Genomic DNA, 16,866 nt, shown 5'->3' on the forward strand with positions numbered 1-16,866 from the left:
GCCCACGGCTCCGAGAACGCCGAATGCCCCCGCACGCCGTTGTGCGGGGGCATTTCTCTGGGCGGAACTGCTACGGGGCCGGAGCCGGGGGAGCGGGCTCGACCGGGGCCGCGACGGGGTTCTGCATCTCCTGCTCGTACGTGTCGTTGTACGTCTTGATGACGGTCGTGACGATGCCGGTGAGCTCGTTGAAGATCAGCGACCCGTTCTCGAAGTCGGTGCGCAGACCTTCCGGAACCCGGTACTCGTCCGTCATCGGCAGACCGAGTTCACCGTTCTCGCCGCCGAGGGCCATGAACTGCTCGAAGATCTTTCCGATCACCGATACAGCCTGTCCGGCAAGCGAAGTGAAGATCGATCCGTTGGTGAACGCTGCGGCTTCTCCGCCGCCCTTGACCTGGACCAGACCGCTGACGGGGGTGCCGAGCGATCCCGTCTCGCCGCCGGAGTCGAGCCACTTCTTCGCGATCGGGTTCGAGCTCGCGAGGCGAACCAGTTCGTCGACGAGCGCCGGAATGTTCTGTCCGACAGTGCTGCTCGCATCCGTTCCCGGTGACGACGGCGTTGCCTGTTCCGGCTCGTCCACCGACGGTGCAGGAGCGGTGTCGACGCTTCCACCCCCGAGATTCGCGGCCGCGATGTCGCGAATCTCGTCCATCTTCGAGTAGGCGGCGTCGCCGGGGCACGTCGTGTTTCCGACGTCGCGGTGCGCGAAGATCACCGGCAGGTCGACGCTCTGGCCCTGGCCGATGAACGTGTAGTTCGTGCCTTCGGACGTCATCGTGGTCTCACCCTTGGGGTCGAGACCTGCCTTGCCCAAACGCCATCCGAGGAACTTGCCGACCGAGTCGAGGGTTTCCTGCGACGGCGACTGCGACGTGTAGTCACCCATCATCGCGATGCCCATGGTGTTCTCGTTGAAGCCACCGGCGTGCGCGCCCTGGACCGGCTTGTCGAGTCCGCCTGCGCGACCCTCGAAGATCTGGCCGTACTTGTCGACCAGCACGTTGTAGCCGACGTCGCACCAGCCGAGCGTCTGTGCGTGGTAGGCGTAGATCGCGCGGACGATCTCGGCCGACTCGGACTTGGAGTAGTCGTTGCTGCCTGCGGTGTGGTGAACCGTTGCGCCACCGAGGAAGTCGTCGTACGTCGGGTTGGCGCAGCGGATCGATTCGTCGGCACCCCACTGTGCACGCGAGATGACCTTCGGCCCTGCATCACCGGCGACGGGCGTCGCGAGGTCGGCGAGCGCGGAGTCCGCAGGCGAGCTTCCCGGCTGGATGAGCACGGCACTGATGTCGGCCAATGCGTCCGCGACGGGAGTTTCCTGCTGGCGCAGCGGCTTCGAGACCGACGCGGGTGTGTACCCGAGATCGGGTGCTGCCGCTTCGGGAGCGGGTGCCTGCGCTTCGGGAGCGGGTGCCTGCGCCTCGGGAACAGGTGTTGCCTCGGGTGCCGGTGCGAGTTCCTGTGCGGGAACGGCAGATCCGGGCCGCGGCGTCAGCAGCATCTGCACGGCCTTCGTCGCGCCGACGAAGATCGGTTCGGTGCCCTTCTTGTCGGGCACGGGTGCGGCGTCGCTCGCGGCGGTGTCGATCGGTTCCGTCGCGATCCACGGGCCCCACGAACCGTCGTCGAGCTGGCGGCGGACCTGCGCGACAGCCCCGTCGAGAGCCGTCGACGTCAGCGCGACCATGCTGAAGGGGTCGTCCTGACGCAGTTCCTTGACGACGGCACCCAAGGGGGCGCCCGGGTCGTCGGCGGACGGGGAAATCGGTGCCGATGCGTTGTTGCGCTCCAGGCCGGGAATGGGAGCTTGCGCCGACGGGCTCGTCGGTGCCGGAACGGTCAGGCCGGGGATCTCCGGGATCGCAGGAAGCGTGATGTTGTCCGGAAGAGGTAGGTACTTCAGGTCGGAGAGGCGCAGGTCCGGCAACGGCAGACCCGTGAGTTCTGCGAGGGGGAGGACGATGTCCGGCGCGGATTCGAGCGCTGTCTCGACGATCTTGGTCGGCACGGTGACAGGGGTGGTCTCGTTGGCCGATCGAACATCGGTGGACGCAGCGTCGCCGGAGATGCTGTAGACCGTCACGGGGCCCGCGACGGCCAGCAAGGCGACTGCGCCGAGAACGATCGACGGCTTCGTTCGACGGTGCAAGGCGTTTCTCCCTGGTTGTTGGGTGCGACGGGCGACCGGTACTGCCATGGCCTCCGCCGCGAAGCTTCCGGCGACGGTGCGACGCGTTCTGCTTCCGTTCAGATCCAATGTCCGCAAGCTTCGATGCTGTTGTTACGTGTGTGACTGTTGATGCTTGAATCAAGTCACACGAGTAACAACAACCTCATCAGACACAAGGCTAAACCTTAGCTTGAGAGTTAGCCAGTGCGGGGATCCGAGGGGCCGCGGCGCGTCGGGCTCCGTGCCTGGGGTTGGGCGTGGAGTCCGCAGGAGCGACCCGATTTAGGCTGCTGCTCGTGACTGTTCACTTCATCGGCGCCGGCCCGGGCGCCGCAGATCTGCTGACGCTGCGCGCGGCGGAGTTACTCCGAACCAGCCCGGTCTGCGTCTATGCGGGCACCTACATCGACGACGCCGTCCTCGCGCATTGCCCCGACGATGTTCGGAAGGTCGATACGGCAAGGATGGATCTCGACGCGATCACCGCCGAGCTCGTCGCCGCGCACGAACGCGGTGAGGACGTCGCCAGGTTGTGCTCGGGTGACCCGTCTCTCTATTCGGCGCTCGCGGAGCAGTCCGCGCGCCTGGACCGGGCAGGTGTGCCGTGGGACGTCACGCCTGGGGTGCCGGCGTACGCGGCCGCAGCGGCGACGTTGCGCGTCGAACTGACGGTTCCCGAGGTCACGCAGTCCGTCGTCCTGACGCGGACCCAGGCACGCTCCACCGCGATGCCCGACGCCGAGGCGCTCACGAACTTCGCGGCGACCGGCGCGACGCTGGTGCTGCACCTCGCGATCACGCGCGCCCGGGTTCTGGCCGACGAGCTGGTCGAGTTCTACGGGTCCGACTGCCCCGCTGCCGTCGTGTTCCACGCCAGCAAGCCGGATCAGCTCGTTCTGACGGGAACACTCGCCGACATCGCGGATCAGGTCGAGGCCGCGGGGCTTCGGCAGGCGGCAGTGATCCTGGTCGGGCCTGCGGTGGGCCGCACTCCGGGCGTCGAATCGCACCTGTACGACGCGTGCCGCGAACGACCAGGAGTGGAGCCCGCGGAACGACCGGAACGGCCGGGGGGCGACGCGTGAGGGCGCATCTCGTCGGAATCGGCGGAGGCCATCCCGACCAGATCACCGTCCAGGCCGTCGCCAAGCTCCGTGAGGTCGACGTCTTTCTCGTCGCCGACAAGGGCTCCTCGGTGGGCGACCTCGCCCAGGCGCGCGCCGAGATCCTGCGTCGCCACGTTCCCGGTGAGCCGACGGTCATTCAGGTGCCCGATCCGGAGCGCGACCGGAAGCCCGGCGATTACGGCACCGCGGTGCTCGACTGGCACGACGCCCGTGCCCGCGCGTACGAGGAGGTCCTGGCGCAGCTGGATCCGTCGTCGACGATCGGTTTCCTGGTCTGGGGCGACCCGGCGCTCTACGACAGCACCATTCGAGTCGTCGAGAGGCTGGGCATCGATTTCGACGTCACCCCTGGCATCAGCAGTGTGTCGATGCTCGCAGCGGCGCACCGGTTGGTGCTCAATCGCATCGGCGGGCCGATCGTGATCACGACCGGACGGGCCCTGCTCGACGACGTGAACGCGGGGGCGGACAACGTCGTCGTCATGCTCGACGGCCACCTGACCTGCCGCAGCCTCGTCGGCGACGGCCGGTGGAGTATTCATTGGGGAGCCAACCTGGGAACGGACGATGAACAGTTGGTGGCCGGGCCGCTCGACGACTGCATCGGCGAGATCGAGCAGGTGCGGGCGCAGCTCAAGGCCGAGCACGGCTGGGTGATGGATACATACCTGCTGCGCCGGTGACTGGGCAATCCGCCGGCAAACCAACCATGGACGGCACATCTGCCGGCGTCGGATACCCTGGTTGCCCGTGACTGCTGTAACTCCTTCGTCTTCTGCCCGAGATGCCTCCGTGACCGGCCGATACGACCTCATCGTCGTCGGATCCGGATTCTTCGGCCTGACCGTGGCGGAGCGTTCGGCGTCGCAGCTGGGCAAGCGCGTCCTCGTTCTCGACCGTCGTCACCACATCGGCGGCAACGCGTACTCGGAGGCCGAGCCGGAGACCGGCATCGAGATCCACAAGTACGGCGCGCACCTGTTCCACACCTCGAACAAGCGGGTCTGGGACTACGTCAACCAGTTCACCGAGTTCACGAGCTACCAGCACCGCGTCTTCGCGATGCACAACGGTCAGTCGTACCAGTTCCCGATGGGCCTCGGTCTGATCTCGCAGTTCTTCGGCAAGTACTACTCGCCTGCAGAGGCGCGCGCCCTCATCGAGGAGCAGTCCAGCGAGTTCGACGCCAAGGACGCGCAGAACCTCGAAGAGAAGGCAATCTCGCTGATCGGCCGCCCGCTGTACGAGGCGTTCATCCGCGACTACACGGCCAAGCAGTGGCAGACCGATCCGAAGAATCTGCCCGCGGGCAACATCACGCGTCTGCCGGTCCGCTACAACTTCGACAACCGCTACTTCAACGACACCTACGAAGGCCTTCCCGTCGGCGGCTACACCGCGTGGCTCGAGAAGATGGCCGACAACGAGCTCGTCGAGGTTCGGCTGAACACCGACTGGTTCGACGTCAAGGCGGAGCTAACGGCCGAGAGTCCCGACGCTCCGATCGTCTACACCGGTCCCCTCGACGCGTACTTCGACTACGCCGAGGGCGAACTCGGTTGGCGCACACTCGATTTCGAAACCGAGGTATTGCCGACGGGCGACTTCCAGGGCACGCCCGTCATGAACTACAACGACGGCGACGTCTCGTACACCCGTATCCACGAGTTCCGCCACTTCCACCCCGAGCGCGAGTACCCGTCGGACAAGACGGTGATCATGCGCGAGTTCTCGCGGTTCGCGGAAAGCGGCGACGAGCCGTACTACCCGATCAACACCCCCGACGACCGCGCGAAGCTCGAGGCGTACCGCGACCTGGCCAAGAAGGAAACGGCCGACGCGGGTGTGCTGTTCGGTGGTCGTCTCGGCACCTACCAGTACCTGGACATGCACATGGCCATCGCCAGCGCGCTCAACATGTACGACAACACGCTCGTCCCGCACTTCGAGTCGGGCGCTGCGCTGACGGGGGACAAATGACGGCCAAACACTTGCTCGACGACGGTGTCCAGGACGTCACCGAGGTTCTCGGCAAGTCGCTTCTGCAGAGAATTCTGCTGCCGCGATCCGGTGAGCCGCTCGACGTGCGCACGCTCTACCTCGAGGAAGCGACGACCAATGCGCGACGGGCGCATTCGCTCTCGCGCACGTCGTTGACCGTCGGTGCTGAGTCCGAGGTCTCGTTCTGCACCTACTTCAACGCGTTCCCGGCCAGCTACTGGCGGCGCTACAGCATCCTGACGTCCGTCGTGCTGCGCGTCGAGGTCTCCGGGCACTGCCGCATCGACGTCTACCGGTCCAAGGCCGATGCGTCGCGCATCCACGTCGAGGGCCGCGAGGTCGTCGAATCCGATGCGACACAAGAGTTCCTGATCGATCTCGGCCCGTTCGAGGACGGCGGTTGGATCTGGTTCGACATCACCTCCGACAGCGAGGTCGTGCTCGAGAGCGCAGGCTGGTACGCGCCGATCGAGGCGCCGGGCGAGGCAAGCGTCGCCGTCGGAATCCCGACGTTCAACCGCCCGACCGACGCCGTCAAGGCGTTGGAGGCGCTCGGATCGGACCCGCTGGTTCTCGAGGTGATCGACGCCGTCGTCATGCCGGACCAGGGAACCCGAAAAGCCAAGGACGAACCCGGTTTCGACGCGGCCGCCGCAACTCTGGGTGGCAGGCTTGCCGTCCACGATCAGGCAAACCTCGGCGGCTCCGGCGGGTACAGCCGCATCATGTACGAGGCGCTGAACAACACGTCGGCGCAGCACATCCTGTTCATGGACGACGACATCGAGATCGAGCCGGACTCGATCCTGCGTGCCCTCGCGATGTCCCGCTTCGCGAAAGTGCCGACTCTCGTCGGCGGACAGATGCTGAATCTGCAGGCGCGCAGTCACCTTCACGTCATGGGTGAGGTTGTCAACCGGACCAACTTCATGTGGACCGGTGCCCAGAACGTCGAGTACGACCACGACTTCAGCGAAAACCCTTTGCGCTCCAGCAAGTTGATGCACCGGCGTATCGACGTCGACTACAACGGTTGGTGGATGTGCATGATCCCGCGCGTCGTCGCGGAGGAACTCGGCCAGCCGCTCCCGCTGTTCATCAAATGGGACGACGCCGAATACGGTTTGCGCGCACGGGAAGCCGGCTACCCGACGGTCACTCTGCCCGGTGCCGCGATCTGGCACATGGCGTGGAGCGACAAGGACGATGCCATCGACTGGCAGGCGTACTTCCACCTGCGTAACCGTCTCGTCGTCGCGGCGCTGCACATGCCGGGCAACGGCCGAGGACTCGTCCTCGACACCGTCAAGGCGACGATCAAGCATCTGCTGTGCCTCGAGTATTCGACCGTCGCAATCCAGAACAAGGCGATCCGCGACTTCCTCGAAGGACCCGAACACATCCTGGACATCCTGCCGACGTCGCTCGGCGATGTGCACGCGCTGCGCAAGAACTACCCGGACGCCGTCGTCGTCGGCTCCTCGACGGAACTGCCGCTGGCGTCCGGCGAAGAGGTGGGAGCCGTCGGCCTGCCCACCAACCCGCTCGCGAAGATCGGCCGTCTCGCGAAGGGCCTGATCCACAACGTCAAGCCCGCGCACACGCGTCATCACGAGCGCCCGCAGCTCAACGTGCCGACGCTCGACGCACGCTGGTTCCTGCTGTCCCAGGTCGACGGGGTCACCGTCACCACTGCCGACGGCCGTGGCGTCGTGTACCGGCAGCGTGACCGCGAGAAGGCGGCGGCTCTGTTCAAGGAAGCCATGGCGCTGCGGACGGAACTGTCTCGCCGCTTCCCCGATCTCAAGGGTCGCTATCGCGACGCCGTCCCTCACCTCACCAGTAAGGAAACCTGGGAACGTGTCTTTCGTTACGAGGCGTAAGAACCAGAGCGAGGCAGCCGCCGAAGTTCGCATCCTGTCGAAGATCCAGAAGACCGTCGCAGCCCAGCCGGGCGCGATCTCCGTCGCACGCGGCATGTCCCACTTCGGCGAGCACGCGCTCGGCTGGGTGGCCGTCGCAGGCGTCGGCGCGGCTCTGGACTCGACGCGTCGCAAGCAGTGGGCAGGCGTCGCCGTCGGTGCCGTCGGCTCGCATGCGGCGTCGATCGTGATCAAACGCGTCGTCCGTCGCCCTCGACCGAACGACCCGAGCGTCCAGATCAACGTCTCGACGCCCAGCAAGCTGAGCTTCCCGTCGTCGCACGCCACCTCGACGACGGCAGCCGCGATTCTGCTCGGACGGCTCACCGGTCTACCCTTGCCTGCGGTCCTGGTGCCTCCGATGCTGCTGTCGCGGCTCGTCCTCGGTGTGCACTACCCCACAGATGTACTTGCCGGAACTGCGCTCGGCGCTCTGTCCGCAGCCGCCGTGCGCAAGTTCGAAGGAGATTCATGAGCGAGGAAGCTACTGCCGTCGGGGCGCCCCCGAAGAACCTGGTCGACGGGATCATCAAGGCCCTGCGTCCACGTCAGTGGGTCAAGAACGTCCTGGTCCTGGCTGCCCCGCTCGCCGCGGGATCGGTGACGCAGGCCGACGTCCTGCTGCCCGTGGGTCTGGCGTTCGTCGTCTTCTGCTTCGCGGCATCGGGTGTCTACCTGGTCAACGACGCGATGGACGTCGAGGCCGACCGTGCGCACCCCACCAAGCGTTTCCGGCCCATCGCCGCGGGCGTACTGCCCGTCCCGCTGGCGTACGGCATGGCCATCGCCTGCATCGTGCTGGCGATCGGACTGTCGTTCCTCGCGAACTGGAAGCTCGCGCTGGTCATCGCCGTCTACATCGCGATCCAGCTCGCCTACTGCTTCGGGCTCAAGCACCAGGCCGTGCTCGACATCTGCATCGTCTCGTCGGGCTTCCTGCTTCGCGCCATCGCGGGTGGCGTTGCCGCCTCGATTCCGCTGTCGCAGTGGTTCCTGTTGATCATGGCGTTCGGCTCGTTGTTCATGGCCGCGGGCAAGCGCTACGCCGAGCTTCAGCTGGCAGAACGTACCGGCGCGAAGATCCGTAAGTCGCTCGAGAACTACACGACCACCTACCTTCGGTTCGTCTGGACGTTGTCCGCGACGGCCGTCGTGATTTGCTATGGACTGTGGGCCTTCGAACAAGACGCCGAAACCTCGACAAACTGGTTCGCGATCTCGATGATTCCGTTCACCATCGCGATCCTGCGGTACGCGGTGGACGTCGACGGGGGTCAGGCCGGTGAACCGGAGGAGATCGCGCTGGGCGACAGGGTGTTGCAGGTGCTCGCCCTTGCGTGGATCGGAGTAGTGGGTGTCGCTGTCTACCTCGCGTGAGGCACTGACCGACCCCGCACCCGACGCGCCCTCGGTCAGCTCGCGTACCCCCCTCACCACAGCGATCTTCGGTATCGGCGTCGCCGTCTCCAGCCTGCTGTTCCTGTTCGGCGCCTGGGAACGACGGTGGATCGCCGACGACGGTCTGATCGTCCTTCGCACCGTCCGCAACCTCCTGGCGGGCAACGGGCCGGTCTTCAACGCGGGCGAACGCGTCGAGACCAACACCAGCACGATCTGGACGTACCTCGTCTACGCGGGCAGCTGGCTGAGCGAGGCGCGCATCGAGTACGTCGTGCTGACGATCGCGCTCGTCCTGTCGACCGCCGCCATCGCGATCGCAATGATCGGCACCTATGCACTTCGTGCTCGTGAGCGGATAGTTGGCCCAGGGCCCAACTTTCCGCGCACGGGCGCGAAGCGCATCTTTCTTCCCGCCGGCGTACTCGTCTACATCGCCGTCCCGCCTGCACGTGACTTCGCGACGTCGGGACTCGAGACCTGCCTGGTCATCTTCTGGATCGCGACGCTGTGGCTGCTCATGGTCCGGTGGGCGACGCGAGACATCGGCGAGGCGGCGCGGGAGCGCAGCCTGCGGAGTGACCAGGCGAAGCTGCTGTTCCTGTCGTTCTGGGCGGGCCTCGGCCCGCTCGTTCGCCCCGAGCTGGTCATCCTGTCCGGGCTCGCGCTCGCCATGATCTTCCTGGCCCCGCAGACCTGGCCGAGTCGGTTCCTCGTGTTCGTGTTCGCCGGCGCCGTCCCCGTGGCCTACCAGATCTGGCGCATGGGCTACTACGGCCTGCCGTACCCCAACACCGCGGTGGCGAAGGATGCGGGCGGCGCCAAATGGGCACAGGGCTTGGACTACCTGTGGAATCTTCTCGGCCCGTACATGCTGTGGTTGCCACTGCTGTTGCTCCTCGTCGGCGCCGTCGTCACGACGGGCACGCCGCGGAAGGTGCAACTCCCGAAGACACTGGGAGGCGCGCAACGTGCGCTGCGGTCGCCGACTGCGGTTCTCGTGTTCGTACTGCTCGCAGGTGTGCTGCAGCTCGTGTACGCGGTACGCGTCGGCGGCGACTTCATGCACGGACGCACGCTGCTCCCGGCACTGTTCACCCTTCTGCTGCCGATCTCGGTGTTGCCGCTGACCGCCCCCGCCACGAAGTCCGATACCCGCGGTGTCGTTCTCCTCTGTGCGGGTGCCTTCGTCTGGGTGGTCACGGTGATCTGGGCATTCTTCGCGGCGAACACGACGGGAATGCCCGAGGGGTCGATCGTCGGTCGATCCGGCATCGTCGACGAGCGCGCCTTCTACGCGCTCAACACCGGTCATGCGCACCCGATCCTGGCGTCGGACTACCTGGACTACCCGCGTATGCGTGCGATGGTCGAAGCCATAGACAACACGCCGGACGGCGGCTTGCTGCTTCCGTCGTCTCAATTCACGTACTGGGACGTCGTGCCGCCACCGTTGCCGATTCCACCCGGCGGCGCAGGGCACACCGTGTACTTCCTCAATCTGGGCATGACGAGCATGAACGTCGGTCTCGACGTACGCGTCATCGATCAGATGGGCCTCGCGTACCCGTTGGCGTCCCACACCGAGCGGCTGGACAACGGACGCATCGGCCACGACAAGAACCTCTTCCCGGACTGGGTCGTCGCCGATCTCGGCATGGTCGGCGAGCATCCGTATCTGCCCTGGTACATGGACGAGGACTGGAACACCGAGGCGCGGGTCGCGCTGTCCTGCCCCGATACACAGGAATTGATCGCGTCGTACCGGGCCCCGTTGACGAAAGACCTGTTCATCAGGAACATCAAGCGGTCGTTGTTCTATGCGGGTTACCGTTTCGACCGAGTGCCGAAATACGAAATACAGAGATGTGGTTTGGAAGAGCCGGTTCTCCAAGCCGACAATTAGTTGCGCCGATATCGGTTCGACGCCAAGATGGGATATCTCATTTTCGTAACGGAGGTCGAGTTTCGGCCGATGTATGTCGAAGATGTGTGTGACTGATGGGCCGTCGGGACCGAAATCACCACGCTGAACGGGCGAGTCGTAGCACTACGGCCCACCAAAACCGCTGAGAGGTCGATTGCATGCTGTTTGGAACGAAGAAGAGTGCCGGGGGGCGCACACGCCGTTTGCTGACGTCACTGGTGATGGCTGTGGCACTACCCCTCGGGCTGGCAGTGGTGGGAACGGGTGCGACCGCCAACGCGGCGTTCGATCCGCGTGCGTTCGACTTCTGGACGGACTCGAGCATGGGCCCGATCAAGAGCCGTGTCTGGCGGGCCGCGGACGGTAACACCGACCGCGTCGTCTACCTGCTCGACGGCCTCCGCGCCACGAACGACATCTCCGGCTGGGAGCACGAGACGGATGCAGGCGCGACGCTCGCTGCCTGGAACATCAACGTCGTCGAGCCCGTCGGTGGTCAGTCCAGCTTCTACTCCGACTGGTACGCGCCGTCGAACTTCAACGGTCAGCAGACGACCTACAAGTGGGAAACGTTCCTGACGCAGAACCTGCGCGACAATCTCGCCAATCAGCTCGGCTTCAACCGGAACCGCAACGGCGTCGTCGGCATCTCGATGGGTGGATCCGCGGCGCTGACGCTGGCGGCCTACCACCCCGATCAGTTCTCCTACGCGGGCTCGCTGTCCGGCTACCTGAACATCTCGGCACCTGGCATGCGCGAAGCGATGCGTCTGGCTCTGCTCGATTCGGGCCGCTACAACATCGACGCGATGTGGGGCCCGCCGTGGAACCCGGCGTGGCTGCGCAACGACCCGTTCGTCTTCGCCCCGCGACTGCGCGACAACGGCACCCGAGTGTGGGTCTTCGCCGGTAGCGGTCTCCCGGGTGGTCTCGATCAGCCGCGCAGCTTCATCGATTACTACAACACCGGCAACGCGATGGGACTCGAAGCGATCGCACTGGCCAACAGCCGGGCATTCCAGGTCCGGATGGCCAGCATCGGCGCCAACAACGTGACGTACGCGTTCCCGGCCGTCGGCACCCACCAGTGGGGCTACTGGCAGGAGCAGGTGCACATCATGGCACCGGACCTGAGCGCCAACATCGGCTGAAACACCTGACGGCGGTCCCCGCACGACAACTTGCTGTGATATTTCACTACTTTCACGGGGTGTCGCGCGGGGGGCCGACAGGATAGTGTCACGACTTGATATCGGCCCCGAAGCAAACCTGAGATCAAGATCACGGTTTTGCATCGGGGCCGCCGGGTGCAATAGCCTCCCTTTCGGTCACGGCCGCCGACCCTCGCGGGCGCGGACGGGTCCGTACCTGTTTCACACTTGATTGTCGAATAACTGAACAGCCCGTACTACGGCCCGACAGGGCCGAAGAACAGCCCTGTTGGAATTGCCGGGGGCCGCAGCAGACGCGGAATCCGCAGAAGACGAGAGAGAGCACGATTCATGCGATTTGCCGGCCTCAGCAACAAACCGAGGTTGACCCAGCGATGGCGTCAGCGACTCATGGGACTCGGTGCAGCCGCACTCGTACTTCCGATCGCTCTCGGAGCCGTCGGCGGTGCCACAGCGGTAGCGGCTCCCAGCCCCATCACCCACAAGGCTCCGGCCGGTGGCCGTGAGGACCTCTGGGTTCCGTCCGAGATGGGCCCCATCAAGGTCCAGGTCCAGTGGGCAGCCCGCGGCGGCAGCTCGGCTCTGTACCTGCTCGACGGCCTCCGTGCTCGCGACGACCGCAACGCATGGACGTTCGAGACCAACGCCCAGGACCAGTTCGCGAACGACGACGTCACGCTCGTCATGCCCGTCGGTGGCCAGGCCAGCTTCTACAGCGACTGGTATGCCGCGTCGAACCTGAACGGCCAGGAAGTCACCTACAAGTGGGAGACCTTCCTGACGCAGGACCTGCCCGCGTTCCTCGAGGGCTACGGCGTCTCGCGTACCAACAACGCCGTTCTCGGCATCTCGATGGGTGGATCGGCCGCTCTGACGCTGGCTGCGTACCACCGCGAGCAGTTCAAGTTCGCCGGTTCGTTCTCGGGCTACCTGAACATCTCGGCTCCCGGTATGCGCGAAGCGATCCGCGTCGCCATGCTGTCGCAGTCCTGGTTCAACGTCGACTCCATGTGGGGACCTCCGTGGAGCCCGGCATGGCTGCGTAACGATCCGTTCGTCTTCGCTCCGCAGCTCGAGGGCCTGTCGATGTACATCTCGGCAGCCAGCGGCCTGCCCGGCGAGTTCGATCACCCGCGCGCACCGATCGACTTCTACAACACGGCCAACGGCATGGCTCTCGAAGCGCTCGCGCTCGCCAACAGCCGCGCATTCCAGGTCCGCCTGGCAACGCTCGGAATCCCGGCGACGTTCGACTTCCCGTCCAACGGAATCCACTCGTGGCCGTACTGGTCCGCAGAGCTCTGGAAGGCTCGCGGCCAGATCCTCGAGGCCCTGAACGCCTGATTCGGGTCGTTCGTCTCATGATCGTCGAAAGCCGTCCTGCGCCCTGCGTAGGACGGCTTTCGCGCGTGTACGGACCGGTCGGCATTCCGAAGACAAATTCACAATTGCATCACCAGCCACAGCGAGCCTCGGTCGTTTCTACGTCGTTCGCGTGTAAGAAAGACAGCTAAAGAGGTCGGTGACCTACCCCTCGTCGGCATCCGACACGGGTCGACGCGACCTCGCAGCAGCACTTGCAGAAGGAGAGTCACCATCATGCGCACTGGGCTTGCTCGGACCGATCGGCGCCGCACAGCCGGAATTCAGGCTCGTCGGGCTGCGATCGCCGCGGCAGTGGCCGTCGCATTGGCGTCGCCGTTCGGCGCCGTCGGAATCGCGCAGGCGTCGCCGGTAGCTGTGGCGTCGTCGCCCGACCGTACGCAGACGGCGTCCGGGGCGACGGTCACCGCCGTCGACTGGCTGTCGGACCGCCGCGTCGCACTCTGGATCCAGTCGCCGTCGATGGGCACTCCGATTCAGGTGCAGCTGCTGCTCGCGCGTGACTGGAATCTGAACCCTCAGGCGTCCTTCCCGTCCGTGTGGATGCTCGACGGTCTGCGCGCCACCGACATGGAGAACGGCTGGACCGCCGAGACCGACGCCGAGTCGTACTTCGCGGACAAGAACGTCAACGTAGTCCTCCCGGTCGGCGGACAGTCCAGCTTCTACTCGGACTGGGTCGACCAGGACAACGGCAAGAACTACCAGTGGGAGACGTTCCTGACGAAGGAACTGCCCCCGATTCTCGAGCGGGACTGGCGCACCAACCAGACACGCGGCGTCGTCGGCCTGTCGATGGGCGGCACCGCGGCCATGTTCCTCGCCGCGCGCAACGAGGGCTTCTTCCAGTTCGCCGGATCGTTGTCCGGAATGCTCACCACGACGACGCTCGGCATGCCGCAGGCAATCCAGTACGCGATGGCCGACGCAGGTGGCTTCGACTCGAAGGCGATGTGGGGCGCGCCGACCAACGATCTGTGGGCGCAGCACGATCCGTACCTGCTCGCCGAGAAGCTGAAGGGCGTCAGCCTGTACATCTCGAGCGGCAACGGTGCCGCGGGGCCGTACGACGCACCGTCGGGAATCCCCGGCGTCAGCTCCAACTACGCCGGCATGGGCCTCGAGATTCTGTCGCGACTGACGTCGCAGACGTTCGCGACCAAGCTCAACAAGCTCGGCATTCCCGCGCAGGTCAACTACCGGCCGTCCGGCACGCACTCGTGGGAGTACTGGCAGTTCGAGCTGCACCAGCTGTGGCCGCAGCTCGCCAACGCTCTCGGTGTCGAAGCGGACAAGCCCGCGTGCAGCCCGACGGGTGCCATCGGCAACGCGTCGGGAGCCAACGCTTGGCTCGGCGACTGCCTGACGCCGGAATACAACGTCGCGGGTGGACGCGCCCAGGACTTCCGCTTCGGACGGGTGTTCTTCTCGCAGGACTCCGGTGCGCAGGTCGTGGCAGGCGCGATCGGCGGAAACTACCAGGGATCCGGCGGACCTGCGGGCCCGCTCGGCTTCCCGAAGACCGGTGAGTTCGGCACGCCGGACGGCCGCGGACGCGCGGGCGCGTTCCAGAACGGGATGATCTACTTCACGCCGCAGACCGGTGCGCACGCCGTCCGCGGAGCGATCCTCGACGAGTGGGCGCGTCAGGGCTACGAGACCGGACCGCTCGGCTACCCCGTCCTCGACGAGGTCGCGACGCCGTCGAAGCCGGGCGCGGTCCAGGGCTTCGAGATCGGAGCGATGTACCACAGCCCCGATCTCGGTACGCATTCCGTGCAGGGCATGATTCTCGACAAGTACGGTCAATTGGGTTGGGAGAACAGCGCTCTCGGCTTCCCGAAGACCAGCGAGATGGGTCCGCTCAAGGATGGCGGTCGGTTCAACGAGTTCGAGAACGGCAACATCTACTGGAGCCCTGTGACGGGTGCATGGGCCATCCGCAACGGCGAGATCTTCGACGCGTGGAAGAGCGTCGGCTACGAGAACGGACGCCTCGGCTACATCACGAGCGATCAGTTCGAGATGGACGGCGGCGGAATCCAGCAGAACTTCCAGTTCGGCATCATCACGGTCAAGGACGGCAAGGTCACGATCGCCCCGTAACTCCCGCAGTTACCGACGAGTAGTCCCTCAGAGTTCTCTCAGCGGTTCTCTGTACCGTGACGCGTTGAAACGACGACGACCAAGGACGTAGACACGATGATGCACACGACTCTGGCCCGAACACTGTCCATGGGCCTACTGGCCGTCGCCGCCGGTGGACTGTTGGTGGCGTGCGGCAGCGACGATTCCACTGCCACCGGAACTCCGTCGACCACGACCTCCGCCGCCGCCGAGTCGACGTCCACATCGGCGGAGGCGACCACGTCGGCGTCGGAGACGACCAGTTCGACTGCGCCGACGACGACTCCGGGCGAGGCGGCGACGGCTCCCCCCGAGCAGCCGCAGCCCGTGCCCGACGACTTCCCCGGCACGACCGAGAGTCCGATCGACGCACGCGGGCAGGCGTTCCTCGACGAGCTGAAGAAGGACGGCATCACGCCGGCAGGAAACGGTGAGATCGCGATCTCGACCGCCAACTACATCTGCTCTGCGCAGTCGCAGGGTGTCGCAGCGGACGAGATCTCGACCTTCGTGACCGCGAACGTCGGCGTCGAGGCCAGCGCGTCGGGCACGGAGATCAGCGCCGAGCAGGCAGGCCAGCAGGCCCAGACCTACATCACGGCCGCGCAGAACACCTACTGCAAGTCCTGACGAGACACGTCGTGGCGAATCGAACGAAACGCAGAAGACGACTGCTACCGAAGCTTCTCGCGGTAGCAGTCGTACTCGGGCTTGTCATCGTGGCGCTCTGGTACCTGTTGGCCGGAAGGCTCCCGAAGGAGATTCCGTCGCCGATTCCGGGGCCGGGTCCCGAACAGCCGTCGTCGCAACCCGCCGATTGCGCCGACGTCGCGGTCATCGCCATTCCGGGCACGTGGGAATCCGCGGCGAACGACGACCCGTACAACCCGACCGCGAACCCCGCGTCCCTGATGCTGAACGTGACGCGAGCGCTGCAGCAGCAGTTCGACCCGAGCCGTGCAACGGTCTACACCGTTCCGTACGTCGCGCAGTTCTCGAATCCGATCGCGTTCCCGCCGGACGGGCAGCAGTCGTACAACAACAGCCGCACCGAGGGTTCGGCAGTGGCGCGCGACGAGATGACTCGCTACAGCGAGCACTGCCCCCTGACGAACTTCGTTCTGACGGGCTTCTCGCAGGGCGCGGTCATCGCCGGTGACATCGCGTCGGACATCGGCGCGGGCAACGGACCGATCGCCGCGGACCGCGTTCTCGGCGTGACACTCATCGCCGACGGCAGGCGCGACGGCACGTCCGGAAACGACATCGGACCGGCCGTCGACGGCGTCGGAGCCGAGGTGGCTCTCGGCGGATTGGACCTGCCGGGAATCACGATGACAGGACCGCGTCCCGGTGGTTTCGGAACGCTCGACGACAAGGTCAATCAGATCTGCGCGGCAGGCGATCTGATCTGCGCCGCGCCGTCGGAAGGCTTGTCGCTGCGGAACATTCCGCAAAGCATCGGCATCCTGCTGGGGGCCGCGGGCAACCCGGTGCACGCGTCGTACAACAGTTTCGTCGTCGACGACGCGGGTACCACTTCGACGCAGTGGACGGCGTCGTGGGCAGCTGGTCTGATCGAGTCGGCACCGGAGATTGCGCACTCCTGACTACGGCCGTGTAGTTCTCA

13 protein-coding genes are annotated in these 16,866 nt (G+C 65.6%); 12 read left to right on the plus strand and 1 reads right to left on the minus strand.

The genetic code is table 11. The annotated features are described in order from the left end of the window. Positions 1-70: 70 nt before the first annotated feature. A complete protein-coding gene (locus tag RhoFasB10_RS23395; RefSeq protein WP_240931424.1) occupies positions 71-2,206 on the minus strand; it encodes an N-acetylmuramoyl-L-alanine amidase in 2,136 nt (711 codons plus the stop codon). Positions 2,207-2,475: 269 nt separating this feature from the next. Between RhoFasB10_RS23395 and cobM the strand changes: the two genes are divergently transcribed. From cobM to RhoFasB10_RS23455, 12 genes are all read left to right on the plus strand, one after another. Continuing rightward, positions 2,476-3,264 (plus strand): precorrin-4 C(11)-methyltransferase, encoded by a 789-nt coding sequence (cobM, locus tag RhoFasB10_RS23400; RefSeq protein ID WP_068429993.1) that lies wholly within the window; start codon positions 2,476-2,478, stop codon positions 3,262-3,264. Then, entirely contained in the window at positions 3,261-3,989 is a 729-nt protein-coding gene (gene cobF / locus RhoFasB10_RS23405; RefSeq protein WP_068429995.1) for a precorrin-6A synthase (deacetylating), read from the plus strand. The genes cobM and cobF overlap by 4 nt, the downstream gene beginning before the upstream one ends. A 67-nt stretch (positions 3,990-4,056) precedes the next feature. Further along, entirely contained in the window at positions 4,057-5,286 is a 1,230-nt protein-coding gene (gene glf / locus RhoFasB10_RS23410; RefSeq protein WP_346764470.1) for a UDP-galactopyranose mutase, read from the plus strand. Further along, positions 5,283-7,190, plus strand: a complete 1,908-nt coding sequence (locus RhoFasB10_RS23415; RefSeq protein WP_167678832.1) for a glycosyltransferase — start codon at positions 5,283-5,285, stop codon at positions 7,188-7,190. Before glf ends, RhoFasB10_RS23415 begins: the two co-directional genes overlap by 4 nt. After that, complete coding sequence (locus RhoFasB10_RS23420; protein WP_068430003.1) at positions 7,168-7,704, plus strand: phosphatase PAP2 family protein; 537 nt, start codon at positions 7,168-7,170, stop codon at positions 7,702-7,704. The genes RhoFasB10_RS23415 and RhoFasB10_RS23420 overlap by 23 nt, the downstream gene beginning before the upstream one ends. After that, the gene (locus RhoFasB10_RS23425) at positions 7,701-8,606 is read left to right on the plus strand and encodes a decaprenyl-phosphate phosphoribosyltransferase (RefSeq protein WP_068430006.1); all 906 of its coding nucleotides are present in this window, start codon (positions 7,701-7,703) and stop codon (positions 8,604-8,606) included. Before RhoFasB10_RS23420 ends, RhoFasB10_RS23425 begins: the two co-directional genes overlap by 4 nt. Beyond that, the gene (gene zomB / locus RhoFasB10_RS23430) at positions 8,584-10,533 is read left to right on the plus strand and encodes a flagellar motor control protein ZomB (RefSeq protein WP_302050742.1); all 1,950 of its coding nucleotides are present in this window, start codon (positions 8,584-8,586) and stop codon (positions 10,531-10,533) included. The genes RhoFasB10_RS23425 and zomB overlap by 23 nt, the downstream gene beginning before the upstream one ends. Before the next feature lie 179 nt (positions 10,534-10,712). Further along, positions 10,713-11,705 (plus strand): alpha/beta hydrolase family protein, encoded by a 993-nt coding sequence (locus tag RhoFasB10_RS23435; protein ID WP_174551479.1) that lies wholly within the window; start codon positions 10,713-10,715, stop codon positions 11,703-11,705. A 351-nt stretch (positions 11,706-12,056) separates the two neighbouring features. Next, complete coding sequence (locus RhoFasB10_RS23440) at positions 12,057-13,070, plus strand: alpha/beta hydrolase family protein (RefSeq protein WP_068430007.1); 1,014 nt, start codon at positions 12,057-12,059, stop codon at positions 13,068-13,070. Positions 13,071-13,325: 255 nt separating this feature from the next. Further along, a complete protein-coding gene (locus RhoFasB10_RS23445) occupies positions 13,326-15,215 on the plus strand; it encodes an alpha/beta hydrolase-fold protein (RefSeq protein WP_167678834.1) in 1,890 nt (629 codons plus the stop codon). 99 nt (positions 15,216-15,314) lie between these two features. Continuing rightward, positions 15,315-15,866, plus strand: coding sequence for a DUF732 domain-containing protein (locus RhoFasB10_RS23450; protein ID WP_068430127.1), 552 nt, complete (start codon positions 15,315-15,317; stop codon positions 15,864-15,866). Between the two features lie 11 nt (positions 15,867-15,877). Next, a complete protein-coding gene (locus RhoFasB10_RS23455; RefSeq protein ID WP_068430009.1) occupies positions 15,878-16,846 on the plus strand; it encodes a cutinase family protein in 969 nt (322 codons plus the stop codon). Positions 16,847-16,866 lie beyond the last annotated feature (20 nt).

The organism is Rhodococcus sp. B10, from assembly GCF_011770055.1.
GTDB classification, from domain to species: Bacteria; Actinomycetota; Actinomycetes; order Mycobacteriales; family Mycobacteriaceae; genus Rhodococcoides; species Rhodococcoides kyotonensis_B.